This window comes from Sunxiuqinia dokdonensis, assembly GCF_001270965.1.
GTDB lineage: Bacteria > Bacteroidota > Bacteroidia > Bacteroidales > Prolixibacteraceae > Sunxiuqinia > Sunxiuqinia dokdonensis.
On sequence record NZ_LGIA01000182.1, the window covers coordinates 1 to 17,010 of the forward strand.

19 protein-coding genes, 1 tRNA gene and 1 pseudogene are annotated in these 17,010 nt (G+C 41.1%); 12 read left to right on the forward strand and 9 right to left on the reverse strand.

What is annotated here, in order from left to right:
• Positions 1 to 159: 159 nt before the first annotated feature.
• The 10 genes and pseudogenes from NC99_RS16545 to NC99_RS16585 all read left to right on the forward strand — a co-directional run bounded on the left by NC99_RS16545 (position 160) and on the right by NC99_RS16585 (position 10,208).
• On the forward strand, positions 160 to 630 hold the full coding sequence (locus NC99_RS16545) for a DUF6448 family protein (protein ID WP_262509316.1): 471 nt from the start codon (positions 160 to 162) through the stop codon (positions 628 to 630).
• Between the two features lie 108 nt (positions 631 to 738).
• The gene (acnA, locus tag NC99_RS16550) at positions 739 to 3,525 is read left to right on the forward strand and encodes an aconitate hydratase AcnA (RefSeq protein WP_053186247.1); all 2,787 of its coding nucleotides are present in this window, start codon (positions 739 to 741) and stop codon (positions 3,523 to 3,525) included.
• 15 nt (positions 3,526 to 3,540) lie between these two features.
• Positions 3,541 to 3,867 (forward strand): carboxymuconolactone decarboxylase family protein, encoded by a 327-nt coding sequence (locus NC99_RS16555; protein WP_053186250.1) that lies wholly within the window; start codon positions 3,541 to 3,543, stop codon positions 3,865 to 3,867.
• Positions 3,868 to 4,201: 334 nt separating this feature from the next.
• Positions 4,202 to 4,354, forward strand: a pseudogene (locus NC99_RS22725) (DUF488 family protein, N3 subclade); the annotation flags it as partial.
• A gap of 285 nt (positions 4,355 to 4,639) precedes the next feature.
• On the forward strand, positions 4,640 to 5,860 hold the full coding sequence (locus tag NC99_RS16560) for a hypothetical protein (protein ID WP_053186256.1): 1,221 nt from the start codon (positions 4,640 to 4,642) through the stop codon (positions 5,858 to 5,860).
• A gap of 1 nt (position 5,861) precedes the next feature.
• Positions 5,862 to 7,016, forward strand: a complete 1,155-nt coding sequence (locus tag NC99_RS16565) for an acyl-CoA dehydrogenase family protein (protein WP_053186259.1) — start codon at positions 5,862 to 5,864, stop codon at positions 7,014 to 7,016.
• 330 nt (positions 7,017 to 7,346) lie between these two features.
• Entirely contained in the window at positions 7,347 to 7,577 is a 231-nt protein-coding gene (locus tag NC99_RS16570; protein ID WP_053186262.1) for a DUF2249 domain-containing protein, read from the forward strand.
• Positions 7,578 to 7,798: 221 nt separating this feature from the next.
• A complete protein-coding gene (locus NC99_RS16575) occupies positions 7,799 to 8,614 on the forward strand; it encodes a DUF2249 domain-containing protein (protein ID WP_053186265.1) in 816 nt (271 codons plus the stop codon).
• A complete protein-coding gene (locus NC99_RS16580) occupies positions 8,615 to 9,892 on the forward strand; it encodes a heme-copper oxidase family protein (protein ID WP_053186268.1) in 1,278 nt (425 codons plus the stop codon).
• Between the two features lie 7 nt (positions 9,893 to 9,899).
• Entirely contained in the window at positions 9,900 to 10,208 is a 309-nt protein-coding gene (locus tag NC99_RS16585; RefSeq protein WP_053186426.1) for a metal-sulfur cluster assembly factor, read from the forward strand.
• Here the strand turns inward: NC99_RS16585 and NC99_RS16590 are convergent.
• The 6 genes from NC99_RS16590 to NC99_RS16615 form a co-directional block, all read right to left on the reverse strand.
• Positions 10,205 to 10,615, reverse strand: coding sequence for a hypothetical protein (locus tag NC99_RS16590; RefSeq protein ID WP_053186271.1), 411 nt, complete (start codon positions 10,613 to 10,615; stop codon positions 10,205 to 10,207). The two genes, NC99_RS16585 and NC99_RS16590, sit on opposite strands and share 4 nt — an antisense overlap.
• Positions 10,616 to 10,625: 10 nt before the next feature.
• Complete coding sequence (locus NC99_RS16595; protein ID WP_204375036.1) at positions 10,626 to 11,072, reverse strand: c-type cytochrome; 447 nt, start codon at positions 11,070 to 11,072, stop codon at positions 10,626 to 10,628.
• 42 nt (positions 11,073 to 11,114) lie between these two features.
• Positions 11,115 to 12,050, reverse strand: a complete 936-nt coding sequence (gene nadA / locus NC99_RS16600) for a quinolinate synthase NadA (RefSeq protein WP_053186274.1) — start codon at positions 12,048 to 12,050, stop codon at positions 11,115 to 11,117.
• Between the two features lie 71 nt (positions 12,051 to 12,121).
• Entirely contained in the window at positions 12,122 to 12,418 is a 297-nt protein-coding gene (locus NC99_RS16605; RefSeq protein WP_053186277.1) for a hypothetical protein, read from the reverse strand.
• Positions 12,419 to 12,463: 45 nt separating this feature from the next.
• Positions 12,464 to 13,603: a copper-containing nitrite reductase gene (nirK, locus tag NC99_RS16610; protein WP_204375037.1), complete on the reverse strand. Its 1,140-nt coding sequence runs from the start codon at positions 13,601 to 13,603 to the stop codon at positions 12,464 to 12,466.
• Between the two features lie 87 nt (positions 13,604 to 13,690).
• The gene (locus tag NC99_RS16615) at positions 13,691 to 14,149 is read right to left on the reverse strand and encodes an RrF2 family transcriptional regulator (RefSeq protein WP_053186284.1); all 459 of its coding nucleotides are present in this window, start codon (positions 14,147 to 14,149) and stop codon (positions 13,691 to 13,693) included.
• Positions 14,150 to 14,283: 134 nt separating this feature from the next.
• Here NC99_RS16615 and NC99_RS16620 point away from each other — a divergent pair, with 134 nt between their 5' ends.
• Positions 14,284 to 15,033 carry an acyl-[acyl-carrier-protein] thioesterase gene (locus NC99_RS16620; RefSeq protein ID WP_053186287.1) on the forward strand — a complete coding sequence of 250 codons (750 nt, stop codon included), beginning with the start codon at positions 14,284 to 14,286 and terminating at the stop codon, positions 15,031 to 15,033.
• A complete protein-coding gene (locus tag NC99_RS16625; protein WP_053186291.1) occupies positions 15,015 to 15,194 on the forward strand; it encodes a hypothetical protein in 180 nt (59 codons plus the stop codon). The genes NC99_RS16620 and NC99_RS16625 overlap by 19 nt, the downstream gene beginning before the upstream one ends.
• Before the next feature lie 561 nt (positions 15,195 to 15,755).
• Here NC99_RS16625 and NC99_RS16630 read toward each other — a convergent pair.
• The 3 genes from NC99_RS16630 to NC99_RS16640 all read right to left on the reverse strand — a co-directional run bounded on the left by NC99_RS16630 (position 15,756) and on the right by NC99_RS16640 (position 16,919).
• Positions 15,756 to 15,829: transfer RNA gene (locus NC99_RS16630), tRNA-Arg, on the reverse strand.
• Between the two features lie 63 nt (positions 15,830 to 15,892).
• Entirely contained in the window at positions 15,893 to 16,192 is a 300-nt protein-coding gene (locus NC99_RS16635; RefSeq protein ID WP_053186294.1) for a thiamine-binding protein, read from the reverse strand.
• Positions 16,173 to 16,919: a hypothetical protein gene (locus NC99_RS16640; RefSeq protein ID WP_053186297.1), complete on the reverse strand. Its 747-nt coding sequence runs from the start codon at positions 16,917 to 16,919 to the stop codon at positions 16,173 to 16,175. Before NC99_RS16640 ends, NC99_RS16635 begins: the two co-directional genes overlap by 20 nt.
• Between the last annotated feature and the right edge of the window lie 91 nt (positions 16,920 to 17,010).

Genomic DNA, 17,010 nt, shown 5'->3' on the forward strand with positions numbered 1-17,010 from the left:
TATTTTGTGTGCCCAATAACGGGTTCAACTTCAAAGGATTACTTCGGAAAATCAAAGAAGAAGTTCTTTGGCTTAAAACTTTACTGGAAATAATCATTAGACAAAAACAATTATTTCCAGTAAATATTAGTTCATAAGGATTAACTAGTTAAAGATGCCATCCATGCTCTTGAAACGAATAATGTCAACTTAGTGTTGAAGTGGATTACGGATGAACAGGAACAGAAAATCGTTCCTCTATTCAATAAGACCTACAATCTAAAAAACGGAGATAAAGAGGTTTACACCCTTGTAGAAAAACATTTTCTTGAAACCCTCGTCCGCTTGCACCGCGAAACAGAAGGTGCTTCTTACAGCGGATTAAAACCAGCCGGAACGACCAAGCAAATTATTCAGATGACTGATAAAGCTCTTGACGAAGGAAATGTAGATGACTTTTTGACGAAATTGAATAGCCACATTAATAAGGTGATTCAGGAAAAATATCAAAAAGTCTCAGAACTTAATAAAGTAAAGGATAATTCAGAAGAGCAAGGAAGAGCCTTTGTAGCAGCTTATGTTGATTATACACACACGGTTGAAGCACTTCATGACGTCATGGAGCACGACGGTAATCATTCAGGGCACTAAGAATGAAGAGGCTTCCGACCCTACAACTGCATTAATTCGCGAATTTATCAAACTAATAATCAGCGCCGCTGTTTATTAGTTCGTTACATTCTCTATACTCTTTTTATTATGGCAAACGATATCTTTCAAATCAGAAGAGCATTAAAAATCGAGGGGAAAGATTATTCCTATTACAGTCTTCCTGAATTACAAAAGCAAGGATTTTCAATAGAGAAGCTTCCTTTTTCCATCCGAATTCTCTTAGAGAACGCCTTGCGTAATTTTGACGATTTTTCGGTAACCAAAGAAGCTATAGAAACGCTTTTAAATTGGACACCGCAAGGTTCCGATAAGGATATTCCGTTTAAGCCCGCGCGAGTTTTAATGCAGGATTTTACCGGAGTTCCGGCTGTTGTAGATCTTGCCTCCATTCGTGCCGAAGTCGCCCGTAAAAAGAAAAATCCCGACAGCATCAATCCGCTCGTGCCGGTCGATCTGGTGATCGACCATTCGGTCCAGGTTGATTATTTTGGGGCCAACTATGCATACAAACGGAATGTAGAGGAAGAATACAAACGCAATAGAGAACGGTATCAGTTTTTAAAATGGGCACAAAAGTCGTTTGACAATTTTAGCGTTGTTCCACCGGGCATGGGCATTTGCCACCAGGTAAACCTGGAATTCCTTTCCAGGGGCGTAATCGCACGAAACGGGGAGCTGTTTCCTGACACCTTGGTTGGTACCGACAGCCACACGCCTATGGTCAACGGGATTGGCGTAGTGGCTTGGGGTGTGGGAGGTATTGAAGCCGAAGCGGCCATCCTGGGGCAACCCATTTATTTCATTATGCCCGAAGTGATTGGCTTAAAACTCACCAGCAAGCTTCCGGTGGGTTCAACGGCTACCGACCTCGTGCTGACCATCGCCGAGCTGCTCCGCAAGCACGGAGTTGTAGGAAAATTTGTTGAAGTGTTCGGCTCCGGATTGAACCATCTTTCGGTACCTGACCGTGCAACGATTGGTAACATGTCGCCCGAATTTGGCTGTACCATCACCTATTTCCCCATCGATGATAAAACCCTGGAATACATGCGGGCCAGCAACCGCAGCGAAGAACAGGTGAAGCTGGTGGAGACCTATTGTAAAACTAACCTGCTATGGCGGGAAGATGAAGATGCAATTAACTACTCTTCGGTACTGGAACTGGATCTATCCACCGTGGAACCTACGATTGCCGGTCCAAAACGTCCACAGGATAAAATTCTGCTGAGGAATGTAAAAGAAAAATTCATTGACTTATTGGCCACCTCTTTTGAAAGGGAATATGTTGAACAGCAAGACCGTGAGACACAGAAATACCTTACCCGGTGGAATGCAGAAGGCGGGGATCAGCTTATCGATACAAGAATTGGTGAAAACAGCGACGCGGAAATAGAAATTCAGGAAAAAGGCGGTTTAAAAACAGTCTGGATTCATCAAGGCGATGAAAAATTTATGCTGTCTGATGGCGCGGTGGTTATTGCGGCCATCACTTCGTGCACCAACACTTCCAATCCATTTGTAATGGTGGGTGCCGGTCTGGTAGCCCGCAAGGCTCGTGAGCGCGGGTTGGACGTAAAGCCTTGGGTTAAAACTTCGCTGGCTCCGGGGTCTAAAGTAGTAAGCGACTATCTGGAGAAAGCTGACCTGATGACAGATTTGGAAGCTTTAAAATTTCATCTTGTAGGTTATGGCTGTACTTCTTGCATCGGCAATTCGGGTCCGCTTCCCCAGAAAATTGCCCAGGCGGTAGAGGAACATAAACTAGTTGTCTCCGCTGTGCTGTCAGGCAACCGAAACTTTGAGGCACGCATTCACCCGCAGGTAAAAATGAATTTTCTGATGTCCCCGATGCTCGTGGTCGCCTATGCGCTTGCGGGTCGTATTGATATCGATTTGAAGAACGAGCCCATCAGTTACGATTCCAACCGGGAGCCTGTTTTCTTGAAGAATATCTGGCCTTCGGATGATGAAATCAATGCCATCCTGAGCCAGGTACTTTCTTCCAAAGATTTTTCAAAAAATTACGGTAAAATCTTTGAAGGCAACAAACTCTGGCGAGAGCTGGAAGTCCCGGATGGGCAGCTATATGACTGGAACAAAGACTCGACATACATCAAAGAAATTCCGATTTTCCGCAACATCTCAAAGCAACCCGAAGCGCTGACAGACATTCAAGGCGCACGTGCCCTTCTGGTATTGGACGATGGTGTAACCACCGACCATATTTCACCAGCCGGCGCTTTTAACGAAAACGCCGCCTCGGGCAAATACCTGTTAGGAAAAGGAGTGAAAAAGGAGAATTTCAACTCCTATGGTTCTCGCAGGGGAAACGATGAAGTGATGGTACGCGGCACGTTTGCAAACGTAAGAATCAAAAATACACTGGCTGACCGGGAAGGGGGATTCACCCAATACCTACCCTCCGGACAAGAAATGTCCGTTTTTGATGCTTCCGAAAAATACCGAAAAGATCATACTCCTTTACTGGTTTTAGCAGGTAAAGAATACGGCAGTGGTTCATCCCGCGATTGGGCAGCCAAAGGTACTTTTTTATTGGGCATAAAAGCAGTGCTGGCCGAAAGCTATGAACGCATTCACCGCAGCAACCTGGTCGGAATGGGCGTATTGCCCTTACAATACAAAAACGGAGAGACAACAGAAACACTGGGGCTTACAGGTCATGAAACCTTCACCATCACCGGTATCACGGAAAATATGGTTCCCCTGAAAGAAGTTCAGATTTTGGCTAAAACAGATCAGGATAAGGTGATCAAGTTTAAAGCAGTAGCACGACTTGATTCCCGGGTAGAAATTGAATATTACCGTAATGGGGGAATTCTACAATACATGCTCCGGCAATTCCTGAAATCATAACTATAAAATTAGATCATGAACAAAGATTTATATCCGAAGATAACTCAGGAGCTGGCTGATCAGCGAACTGATTTAGCACCCGAAATTATGACAGTCTGGAACAATTTCAGTAAAACAGTGCTTAAAGAAGGAGCGTTGCCAGAGAAAACCAAACAATTAATTGCTGTGGCTGTGGCACACGTAACACAGTGCCCGTATTGCATCCGCTCACATACCAAACAGGCCATGCGCAAAGGAGCAAGCAAAGAAGAAATCATGGAAGCAATATGGGTGGCTGCCGAAATGCGGGCAGGAGCGGCTTATGCCCACGCTTCAATTGCGATAGATGAGATGGAAAAATAAGGATACACAATAATAGACAGGAAATTGTTGCCCTGACCTTGGGCATTGTTGCCATTATTGGGAGAAACCGGTTAGCAATTGGATTTCCTGCAGTTTCGGGAACCTACAAACCTCAATAAAAATGCCACGTAGTATGAAGAAATTTAAAATCAAACGAATTGATGATGAATCCTCCGACGATGATGGTTACCGTGTTTTGGTGGATCGGCTCTGACCCCGTGGAATTTCTAAAAAAGAAGCAAACCTCGATCGTTGAAACAAGGAGGTTGCGCCATCTCCTGAACTCCGAAAATGGTTTAAACACAAAGAGACACGCTTTTAGGAGTTTGAATGGAAGTACCAGGAAAAATTAAAGGACAAAAAGGAGGAATTGATTAAATTGAGGCAAACAGCAAAAAATGAAACGGTTAGTTTGTTATATGCTGCAAAAAGTCCTGAGACAAATCATGCTCTCGTCCTAATAAAAGTGTTGCTGAAGGAACAATGAAAGGTGATTTCTGAAAGAAAGATAGCTTGTAAAAAGCACTTTTATTCTTCGCCTGCGACAAGCAAACAATTCTACCTAGCTGCTCCTCAGATTACTGGTATTTCCAGGAATCAAGATAATTCACCGATTTAACTTATCGATAAGAGTAAATGACAATCCATAAAAAGACAGCCGTGTCTTTTTATGGATTTATTTTATATATTTGCACCGCTGAAGGGATTAACAATTTAAGTTATATAAATCCAATTTCCACGAATAGAACTCGTTGAATCAAATTGCATCATTTTGACAGAAAACTGGAATAAAATAAGCTTGGCGTTCTTATTTGTAGTAGCAATTATCGGAACGCTTCTTCGCTCTCCGTATGTTGCTGCGTTACCGCTCAAATATACAAACCTTGTTCACGCACATTCCCACACGGCCTTTCAGGGCTGGATATACACCATTATGTTCCTTCTGTTAACAAGTACTTTTATCACGAAAGAACAAATATTAAAGGGACGATACTATTTGCAGTTCAAGCTAACGGTACTGATCGTTCTGGGCGTGTTAGTTTCTTTTTCCCTCCAAGGGTATGGACTTTACTCCATTATCTTTTCAACGCTTTTCCAGGTCTTGAATTATTGGTTTATTTACCGTTTCCTGAAAGACTCAGGTCAGGCTAAACCCGGTTCCGCAAATTTCATCGCTCTACGTTTTATAAAAACCGGCCTATTGCTGGGCGTATTGTCAACAATTATGCCCTTTGGCATTGGATTTCTTTCTGCAAATGGGCAAAGTGGCACTGAACTTTATCATGCCTTCGTTTATACGTTCATGCATCTGCAATACAACGGCTGGTTCCTGTTTGTAGCTTTAGGACTTTTCTATGAATTCCTCGAAAAAAACAATGTCACATTCAATTTAATTCAAGCCAATCTGTTTTACTGGTTTTTTACCGTAAGTATAATTCCGGCCATTGCCCTTTCCTTACTGGGCATGAGTTTTTCGAAGTATTTTATACTGCCTGCATACTTTTCAGCCCTCCTGCAGATTTTGGGATTGCTTTTCTTCTTATTGTCGTTACCACGGAAAACAGCGGATGTACTGAGACACAAGGCCCCATGGCTGAGACTTTATCTGCTTGTCTTTCTCGCATCATTTCTCGTAAAAAACATCCTACAAATTCTGTCTGCTTTTCCAGCATTTCAGATCTATGCCTTTAATAACAAGCTTGTTATTCTTGCTTATTTACACTTAACGCTAATCGGAGCCATTTCATTTTTGTTTTTAGCCCTGATGATTGAAATGAAGTGGATTGTTGCAGACATATTTGCCAGCTTTGGAAACTCCCTTCTGCTCTTGGGATTTGTATCCACCGAGCTGATCTTGACCCTGGGCGGCTTGGGACTATATTATAGCCATCAGATTTTACTGACTGGAAGCATATCAATGACTTTGGGGATTTTACTATTGGTAATTAGCAGGAAAAACAGGACCACTCAAAATTCACACATACAACTTTAATATGGAAAATAGAATAGAACACCCTGTACTGAAACCTTTGCATCATAATCAGAGAACGAAAGTGCGGGAATTTGCAGAACAAGTAATTAAACCGATTGCTGCAGAACTGGATTTAAAAGCGAAATTCTCAAAATCCCTTATAAAAAAAATGGGGGAATTTGGCCTGTTAGGGATAACACTGCCCAAGGAATATGGTGGAAACGATCTTGATTTTCTATCTTATATTATTTCGATTGAAGAATTAGCGCGCGTCGACAGCAGCCAGGCTGCGACATTGGCTGCACACAATTCACTGGGAATAGAACCGATTTATCAGTGGGGGACAACAGAACAAAAAAATACCTATTTGCCACGGCTTACGTCAGGCGACCATTTGTGGGCATTTGGTCTGACGGAGCCTAATGCTGGTTCTGATGCCATGGGGGTGGGAACCCATGCAGTATTTAAAAATGAGCACTGGCTTTTGAATGGTGTCAAGCAGTTTATAACCAATGCCACTTCCGAAATATCTTTAGGTGTAACCGTTTTGGCAGTTGTTGATGAAATTAATGGTAAAAAGAAGTTCACAACTTTCCTGGTTGATCGTGCAGAAAGCCAATACAAAACCGAAGAACTCAAAAATAAATTGGTATGGCATGCGGTAGATAATGGGAAATTATATTTTGAAGACACCAAGGTTGCAGCCAAAAATATGCTGGGAAATCATGGCGAAGGCGCCAAAATCACACTCAAAACACTTGATAGTGGGAGGTTGTCTATTGCTGCAGTTGGTTTAGGGCTTGCTCAAGGCGTTTTTGAAATGGCATCAGACTATGCCCGAAAAAGAGTTCAATTTGGTCAACCTATTGTAAAAAATCAGGCCATTGCTTTTAAGTTGGCCGACATGGCTACAAAAATAACTCTTGCACGCAACATGCTTTACAATGTTTGCTGGCAAAAGCAAAATAATTTGACTTATACAAAGGAAGCAGCAATGATCAAGCTATATTGTTCTGAGGTCGCCAAAGAAGTAGCAGATGAAGCTGTTCAGGTACACGGTGCCTACGGCCTTTATCATGAATATGGAGTGGAACGTTTTTATCGCGATCAACGAATCTTACAAATTGGTGAAGGCACATCAGAAATATTACGATTATTGATATCAAAAAAGCTTTAGCCAGAATAATTCAGAATTTGATCAATTTTTGGGTCGGAGGAAAACGGTATGGGCATAGAATACCCAAACAATAATCTAATTCAACTCAAAAATTAATAGTGTCTTTAAAAGGTAGCATCAAGCTCACTGTGTGGCGTGTAGAGTCCTGATATAACACATAACTGCTCTCAGAAACGTATGCTCAAAGGGACTGCGAGCACTATAGCAAAAACAGTTTTAAAAGGTTATGCCAATTATTTAAATCTATCAAAAGACATCTATATCTTTTTATAGATTTAAATTACTATATTTGCAGCACAACAAAGTTTCAACAATTTAAATCTTAAAATTATGAAAGTATTAGATGCAACGAAAATCGAACCGAGATTTAAACACCCAACGATTTTTCAAAAATATGAAGATCTGGCTGTTGGTGAATCTTTCATTCTTCAGAACGATCACGACCCAAAGCCACTTTACTACCAGTTCACTGCTGAAAAAGGAAAAGAATTTGGATGGGAGTATCTTCAGGAGGGCCCTGATGTGTGGGAGGTAAAAATCAGTAAACTGAAAGTGGCCTAAAAAGAGGGAAATGGGATGAGCAAGCTGACCACCAATTGAAATATTAGAATTATAAAAACAATCCTAATAGGCATAGTTACTCTAAGTGAAACCAGTTTATTAATATCTGTTTTCATGCTCGTTGTTTGTGCCAGATTTTGAATTGAGGGGAAGCTGCTCTTCTCATTAGTTTAATGAGATAATTCAACAATCACTAAAAAAAGGTTTATACAACTGACACAATGGAAATTAACAGCAAAACGAAAATATCAGCGTTGATCAAAGAAAACCCGGAAACCATTGAAGTGCTAATTTCTGTTAATCCTCATTTCAGTAAGTTGAGAAATCCGATACTTCGTGGGATATTAGCTTCGAGAACTAGCCTGGCAGACGCTGCCCGCATAGCAAAATGCGATATTGTACCACTATTTGAATCGCTTGCAAAAATTGGATTTAAACCTGAATACGAACCATCCAGACACGAAGAATCGATTAAAAGCGGTACAAATTCCAAGATTTCAGAGGCCATTCACCAGTCAAAAATAAACGCGTTGGACGTAAGGCCAACATTGGAACGAGGAGAAGATCCGTTTAGTGAGATTATGGGAGAACTGGCAAAACTTCAGAATGGATATGTATTGGAGGTAATCAACTCGTTCGAGCCCACGCCGCTGATTAAAATTGCACACACTAAAGGCTTCGACAGTATGGTTGAAGTAAAAGGTGATGCTGTTTACACCTATTTCATGAAAACAGGCGAAGCCAAAAAAGAAGTACATTCCGATAACTTGATGTTTAAGATTTCGGTAGCCGAACATGAAATGCGCAAGGCCAATTGCAACAAGAAAATCCACGAAATTGACGTTCGTGAATTGGAAATGCCTATGCCGATGGTCACCATTTTAAGGGAGTTGGAAAAATTACCGGAAAATAGTGCACTCTATGTTCACCATAAAAAAGTACCCCAATACCTACTTCCCGAATTGGCTGAACGGAATTTTAGAACCTGGATTGCAGAGGTGGATGATCAAAATGTAGAACTTCTTATCCACAAATAAATGAACCAGATTGCCAGCCAAAATGCACCATCGCCAAAGGTTGTTGTTCCGCATTTTATTTTCGGGGCGCTGACCTGGCTCATGGTCACAATTTTGATCATTTTTCATCCCGAAGCTTTTACGCAACATTATTTCAATGCAGAATTGCTTGCCATCACCCACCTGTTGGTGCTGGGTTGGATTACGATGATCATTTTCGGGGCTTTATATCAGCTGCTACCGGTCATAATGGAAGTGAAACTCTACAGCGAGACACTTGCTAAAATTTCATTTCTACTAATGGCAATTGGTACAATTCTGCTTTCCTTAGCATTTTGGCATTTTTCCTTTGGTCCATTGATGTTTATAGCCGGCATTTCTATTGTGATTTCTGTCAGCTTGTTTGTAGCCAATGCCTTGCTTACAGCACATTCCTCCAACAAAAATGTGATAGAACGTACTTTCATTGTCAGTTCGGTGATATGGCTGTTGTTCACGGTACTGGCCGGTTTGACCCTGGCAATTAACCTGTCGCATCCCTTTCTGAAAGTTTCGCATGTCGAACTTCTGAAATTGCACGCACATGCAGGCCTTGTGGGGTGGTTTGTTCAACTAATAATAGGCGTCAGCAGTAAACTATTGCCCATGTTCATGGTTTCTCACCATGTGAATACCAAAAAGCTAAACTTCTCCTTTTATACAATCAATATTGGCTTGCCAATAGGTATTATTGCTTTGTACCTGCAATACAAAATCGGGGTCGTTTTCAGCGCAATAATGGTTGTGGCGGGAATTGTTGGTTACTTATCATTTCTCCTGGCAAGCTATAAAAAGCGGGTGAAAAAGCAACTGGATATTGGAATGAAACAATCCGCCCTTTCGTTTGTATTCCTGGTGATCCCCTTATTCCTGATTTTTACACTCCTGCTTAATATCGACTTTCTCAATAGGCTCACCCTACCTTTGTCGGTGGCTTATGGAAGTGCAATTGTCATCGGGTTTATCACTTCGCTTGTAATGGGACAAACCTACAAGACTTTGCCTTTTATTGTCTGGCTGAAAGTATATCAAGGAAAGGTTGGCAAAGTGATACTGCCACTGCCCAAAGACCTTTATTCCGAAAAACTAGCCATTGCACAAGTCTGGCTTTTTGCCATTGGTTTTGGCTTTCTTTTGATCGGAATTTCCACAACAAACACGACTTTAGTGATGGTAAGTGGGATTTTGCTCTTGCTATCGGTTGCATTTTACAACCTCAATATTTTAAAAATAGTTCTACATAAACCAACAAATGAATAATTGCGTGATGGATACTGAAGAAATGAAAATACTTGAAATGCTAAAAAAGGTTATCGATCCTGAGTTGATGGTGAATATTATTGATCTGGGTTTGGTATATGGTGCGACTTTTGATGCAGCGGGCAGACAGATTGATGTTGCGCTGACGCTCACTTCTCCCGGGTGTCCCATGGGCGGCATCATAATTGAAGATGCGCAACAGACACTCGAAAGCAATTACCCTGGCTTCAATGTCAATATCAATCTTGTTTGGGAGCCTGCCTGGTCAATAGAAAGGCTCTCAGCGAAAGGGAAAGCAGAGTTGGGTTTCTCCTAAAAGAAGAATAGTTTGCTCAATTGTTCTCCCTTTTTTATTTGGCGATAGCAAAAAAAAGCAAATGCCAGGGTGACACAAATTCTGAAAACCATCGCTCCGATGGTTTTGGTTTCATGCAAACCGCCTCGGCTAATATGGACAAGCAGGCCGGCAAAGGCGATGAATAAAACCGCGACGGCAACAATTAAGATTTGATACGGCCATTTTTTCAGGCTAACAAGGCCATACGCTGCTGCCAGATAAAGCAGACTACTGATGAAGTTTGCCCAAACTACAAACAATACATAATTTCCCTCCTTAGCCCTGATGCCAAACAAATCAAAAATGACTGAACCACTCAGAAAAAGTGTCAACAGCGCAAATGCTACAAGTAGGGCGGCCAATATATGTGGGGCAGCTTTTCTCATTATTCACCGTTTATTTGATTGAAAGAATATAGTCAACCATCGCCTCTAACTCTTCTGCAGGCAATGCTTTCGTAATAGCTATTTGTGGTTGCATCAAGCTAGCCTGAGACGGATCAACGATGGCCTTACTTTCTCCTTTCAGAAACGCAATCAAACCCGCTTTGTTTCCTGAATAAGCCGCTGCAATATCTTTGGTAGAAGGGCCAACCAGTTTTGTATTCAATTGATGACAAACCAGACACCCGTTGTCAGAATATAGTTTCTGTCCGGTGCTGGAAACTGCCTTTGTGGGCGTAGACTTTTTCTCCACTATTTCTGAGCTTGCACTTTTTTCTGTTGCTGCTTTTATGCTATTTCCCTTGTTCGGTGAGCTGCAGGATAAACCCAATAGTAAAACCAACCCTACGGCAATAAAAGAATATTTTTTCATGTTGATATTTTTCATTTCAAGCTCCATTTTCGAAGTGTTTAATGCATCGAATTTGTAACAAGTTTTCTATTATGCTGACAATTCAAGCATTCTCTGCATCGGTTTCCTTGCCTTCTCCATAATTTCCATATCCAGATTAATTTCAAATTTTTCCTCATTCAGACTGTCGAATATTTTTTGCAAATCATGGAGTTTCATAAACCGGCAATCATTGCATCCACATGTAGAATCAATTGGTGGTGCAGGAATGAATGTTTTTTGTGGATTCCGTTTCCGCATTTGATGAAGGATGCCCGATTCGGTAGCTACAATGTATTCACTTCCTCCGTCAGTTTCAACAAACTTCAGAAGCGCCGATGTTGAGCCTACAAAATCAGCGGCTATCAGAACTGGTCCTTGACATTCTGGATGCGCAATTAATTTGGCTTTGGGGTGACTTTTTAATATAGCCAGCATCTTTTCCAGTGAAAATTCTTCATGTACATGACAGGCTCCATTCCAGAGTAACATATTTCTCCCGGTAATACTATTCAGGTAGTTCCCGAGGTTCCGATCAGGGGCAAAAATGATTTTCTGCTCTTTTGGAATACTTTCGATAATTTGGACAGCATTCGTGGAAGTACAGGTAATGTCGGTCATGGCCTTAATCCCCGCCGTTGTGTTAACATAAGAAACAACCATATGGTCGGGATATTCTTCCCTGAATTTCCTAAACTCTTCAGATGGACACGATTCAGCAAGTGAGCAGCCTGCCTCCAGATCAGGTATAAAAACCCTTTTTTGAGGCGATAATATTTTTGCAGTTTCCGCCATAAAATTGACCCCTGCAAACACAATAATATCCGCATTTGTCTCCGCAGATTTCCTTGACAGATCAAGGCTGTCGCCAACAAAATCAGCAATCTCCTGTATTTCCGGAATTTGGTAGTAGTGCGCCAGGATAACGGCGTTTTTTTCTTTTCTTAGTGAATTGATCTGACCGACCAAAATATCGTGACTGTTCATTTATTCAAGACGTTATACTATTGTGTCATCAGTAACTTCAATATTGAAATACATTTCGGTGAAGAATGTAATTAATCGGCCTGCACATTGCAGTTCAGACATGCCAGCGCGTAAGAGTCATATTCATCATAGGCAGGTCCCGGTATCCCGTTGACGGTGATAATACGATCAACCCGAACCTTGTCACCTGAGTCGAATGTTAAATATTTTTTAAATCCATCTGATTTCACCAAACCAGTAATTTTACCTTTGGCCTCTTCAACATCGTTTCCAGTTACGAAATAGAATACTTTGCTGAATTCCTTTTTTTGTTCTTCTAAAAACATGTCGTAATAATCCGGGGGTATAGGACTAAATTCTGTTTCCATCGTTTTCTCCTTTCTAGAATTAAAATTTTACTTTGGCGTGTTCATTTATGGTATTGCCTCCGGCTCCTTAATTTGTTTCATCAAGTCATCGTTCCAATCTCCTTCCACCTCAAGTTGAGCCACGGCTCCAAAGAGAATTGCCTCTATCAGGTTATGATTCAAATAAGTGTAAGTTCCGGGCTGCCGAAATTGATACAATGCAGCAACCGCCGAACCTCCGACAACGGACCATGATTCATAATTTGTAGCCGGTGCATCATTGAACGAGCCTCCCAACCAAACAAGATCGGCATGCCCGCCAATAAGGTGGATCCGGGTATCGCGGTTTGCCTGTGATGTAATAAAAAGCACCTTTTCACCTACTTTTGCTTCCAGTGCTTTGTCTCCGGTCAAGGCGTTCATTTTTCCATTGAACAAGAGGTGTGTGGGCAAAAGTGTCTTCATTGATGTGATTAAATCAGGAAATCCTTCGGCCGGAGAATCATATTCTTTGTAATTTCCATTTTCGTCTTTTGGAATATAAAAGTCTTGTTCTGCAATGTAGAACGCTTTGTCGTAGCGTACCGGATTGCCCAATTCATCTTTCAAGCCGTCCCGCGGAAGCACCATGATCGCCCCATTCATTCCTGAAACAACATGCAAAGGAACCATAATACCACCAGGAGCACAATGGTAAACAAACACTCCGGCTTTTGTCGCTTTAAACCGGAACGTGACTTGTTCGCCCGGCGCTACATTGCTAATATCCCCACCTCCCATTGCTCCGGTAGCAGCATGAAAATCAATATTGTGGACCATGGTGTTTGTAGCAGCATTGATGAGCGTCAATTGCACGTAGTCGTCTTGATGGACAACGATCAACGGACCTGGTACGGTTCCGTTAAATGTGAGGCCCCAGGTTTTCACACCAGGGGCTATTTCCATCTCCTTCTCTTCAACAAAAAAAGTTACTTCAACAACCACAGGATCACCTTCTGCAACCTGTTCATGTTTTGGCAGTGCTGGTGGAGAGACCATCTCCTGCTTAATATGCTTTAAGTTATCAGCATCAAACAAAGGAGTTTCCGCAAAAACAGACTCTTTAGTATTATTCGGTGATGGGGTGCATGCTGTTAATATACTTATCAAAACCGCAAGAAGTATGGCGTAGTTTATTGTCTTGTTTTTCATTTCTTTTATCTCCATTAGTGCTAATTAAAAAATCCCAAAAATTATTTTCGTCACACAGAACCGAGATTCAGGAACGCTTAGCGTACATCCGATCTCTCATTTCTAATCGATAGAACTTTCTGTTATTTCCAGCCTTTTTAAAACAGCCTTGTTTTGACTAACCTTAGAAGCCAGGGACTGAATGGTGAGTCTGTTCACCAGGCTATAAAATGATTGCCTGACAGCTACGTATTCATCATGCATCGGGCATGGGTTCTGGGCATCGCACGATTTTAGGCCAAACCCACATTTATGAAAAAACTCCTGTCCTTCTGTCACGTTGATGACCTCCAGCAAGCTTAAGGATTTCTCTGAATTATCGAAGAAAAAGCCGCCTCCCCTTCCTTTCATGGATGACACCAATCCCGCGCGGGTGACAATCTGGAGCACTTTCCCGGTAAAACCCTCAGGCGAATCAATATTCCTCGCAATCTCTTTAAATCCGGGCCTCTCACCTTTCAAATTTTGAATATAGATGTACACCAGTGACCGAATTGCATATTCCGTTGTTTTTCCTAACATGACGACAAGCTAAGTTTTCTATTTGTTACGGTGTAAAGGTACAAATTATTTTTATAAAAAGACACACATATCTTTTTATAGATTTTTTTCATTAGCTTTGTTCCATTAATGTTAGATTATTAAAATGGTCAGAGATGCAAAATTACTTTGAAAAACAATTTCAGCTAAGATATTTTGAAATGAATAAGTTCGGGGAAGCTTCTCCAACTACCGTCTTAACCCTACTCGAAGAAGCAGCTGCAGATCATTGTTACTCAATCAATCATAGTTTATATGATCTGGAAAAACAAAATATTGGATGGGTATTACTCTCCGGAGTGATGGAAATGGATCGTTATCCTAAATACAAAGAAAAAATTACTATCAGAACATGGCTGTCGAGCTATTCCAAAATTAAAGGGTTTAGAGAAAATATCATCTATGATGGTCAAGACTGCGTCATTGGAAGAGCCAAAGGGCTGTGGGTATTCTTTGACATTAAAAGGAAAAGGCCTATTCAGATATTAGACGACATAAAGGAGAAATGGGGTAGCGATCGTGAAGAATGTATTGACCACGATATTTCAAAGAAGATTGAGGCAATTGATTCAGGAGAATATGCCAACGAATTTAGAATAAATCGATTTGATGTTGATGCGAATCTGCATGTGAATAACATCCGGTACTTGCAATGGATGATTGAGTCCATGCCAAAAGATATTACCGACAATTATGATTTAAATTATATCGATGGGCGCTTTATTGCAGAAGCTCATTATGGTGACACAATTTTTTCTCATTCAAAGATTGATGTTCATGAACATTCTTTTTCTCATACTATTAAGACGCAAAGTAACATTAAGGACTGTGCCACAGCAAAAACGCAATGGAAGGAAAGAAAATGACAAAAGAAATAAACAACCCAAAAACCAATGAATCTCCTGAGGAGAATGAAGAGATTAAGAAAGTAGTTGTAAAACCAATTGAGGAACCTACCCGTTTGTATTTTTCTTCTCCCTGCCTCCTTTCCGAAATTGAAGACGATGAGGATATTCTTAATCTTTAATGCAGATACCGGTCCCGCAACTTTTATATTCATTCAGACAAATGCTGCCCCCGACGAAATGGTATCGGTGACATGAAGGGGATTCCAATTCCTGAAGTTAAACTGCCTCACGGCTAGACTGACGACAAATCACAATTCATTATTATCAGGGTGTGTCCTCGCTGCCTGTAACTTTAATGGCGAAACAAAGGTTCCAGATTATGCTCAACCCTGTCACAAAATACATTCATTTCCGAAAGACAAGCCCTCCGGGTTTTCAAAAGCTTCCGGCATAAAGCCATTCACTCCAAAATCGAAGGAGTTAATTTTCCCATTTCACAATCCTATGACAAAAAGACTTAACCTACGCAAGCTCCGGTTAAAAATTTTTGCAATCCCGCATTAACACCTCCAATTTTTCCATTCGTTGTTTATTCCTTTTCCTTTTGAAAATCTTCCAAAAATAAAAAGGAGCGGTGTTTACAGGTTTGAGAATCCATGAATTTGGGCTTGTGTGCAAATTGTGTGCAAATAAAAAAAGAGAGTTACAACGTCATTGTCGTAACTCTCTGATTTCTTTTGTGAACCTGGCGAGACTCGAACTCACAACCTCCTGATCCGTAGTCAGGTGCTCTATCCAATTAAGCTACAGGTCCATTGCAAAAGCGCTGCAAATATACTATTTTTTGAATGTAACGATCAAATAATTTCAGCTTTTTTTATCGATTATATTTGTGCATTTTATCCTGTATGGTTACATCTTGTTGAAATACAGTTTGTAGCTTCATATAAGTCATTAATTTTTCTGTTCCATTTTTCTCCAGCTCCTGATGAATTCGCCGCACCAAGGCCATTAATTCGTCAAATTTCCCTTCAATTACGGTTTCAAACGGGCATACCTGGTAGGTTAAACCGGAGTCTTCGATCAGCTTGATGGCCACATCAACCAAGTCGTAACTATTTTTTCCTTCGGCTTGGGGCAATACTTGCAAAGCCAGGTTAATCTTCTTCTCTTCCATCTTTCGTATTGTTAATGAATGCTTTTATTTCTTCAATGTTCAATTTTTTCACGTTGGTAATAATCACATCTTCGCTTAAAAAATTTCCAAATTGGTTGCACTCATCAATAAACGATTTAAAAATGGCGTGCAAATTTTGTCTCAGTGGAAACAAAAATACAGCGGTGACAAATTGCTGGTCAAAGGCTATTTCCTCCAGCTCCCCCTCACTTTCAGACAAGAAAAAACGAAACTCGCTCTCAACAAGCTTTCGTTGGGTGTCATTAAACGCTGTATGGGTATCGGCATGCATCATGGCAACAAAATAGCGAATGTTTTGGCCTTTGCCGCCAAGACCAGTCGAAATGAACACTTGCTGTTCGCCCAGCAAAGAGCTTTGAATAACCATGCGACTTTCCTGAAGAGCCAGCACCGACCAGCTTTTTATTTCGTCGTCAGCCTGTTTATGAAAGGCCTCAATAACCCGAAAGGCCTCCACATCATCGATGGCTGCCAGCTGCACCAACAAGCGCTTTTTCTCCTCCAAATCAACTGCTGCATTGTACAAATCGGCTGTGGCCCGAGCCATGTGCGATTGGTCCATCTCCTCGGCCCGCATCTTCCGGGCCATATCAAAATAAGCGATTTGCAGTTCAATATCGATTTGTTCTTCAAGGACATTGAAATCTTCAGGTAATCCATCGATGGCCCCTTGGATGTGCTTCAAATGATCTTCTTCTTCTTTCATACGCTCTTTTCTTAGTTTGCAAAGTTAAGCGAATCCAAAAATCAGACATGGCTTTTCCCGTATTTTTCAATTCTTTTTTAAAAACTTAAAT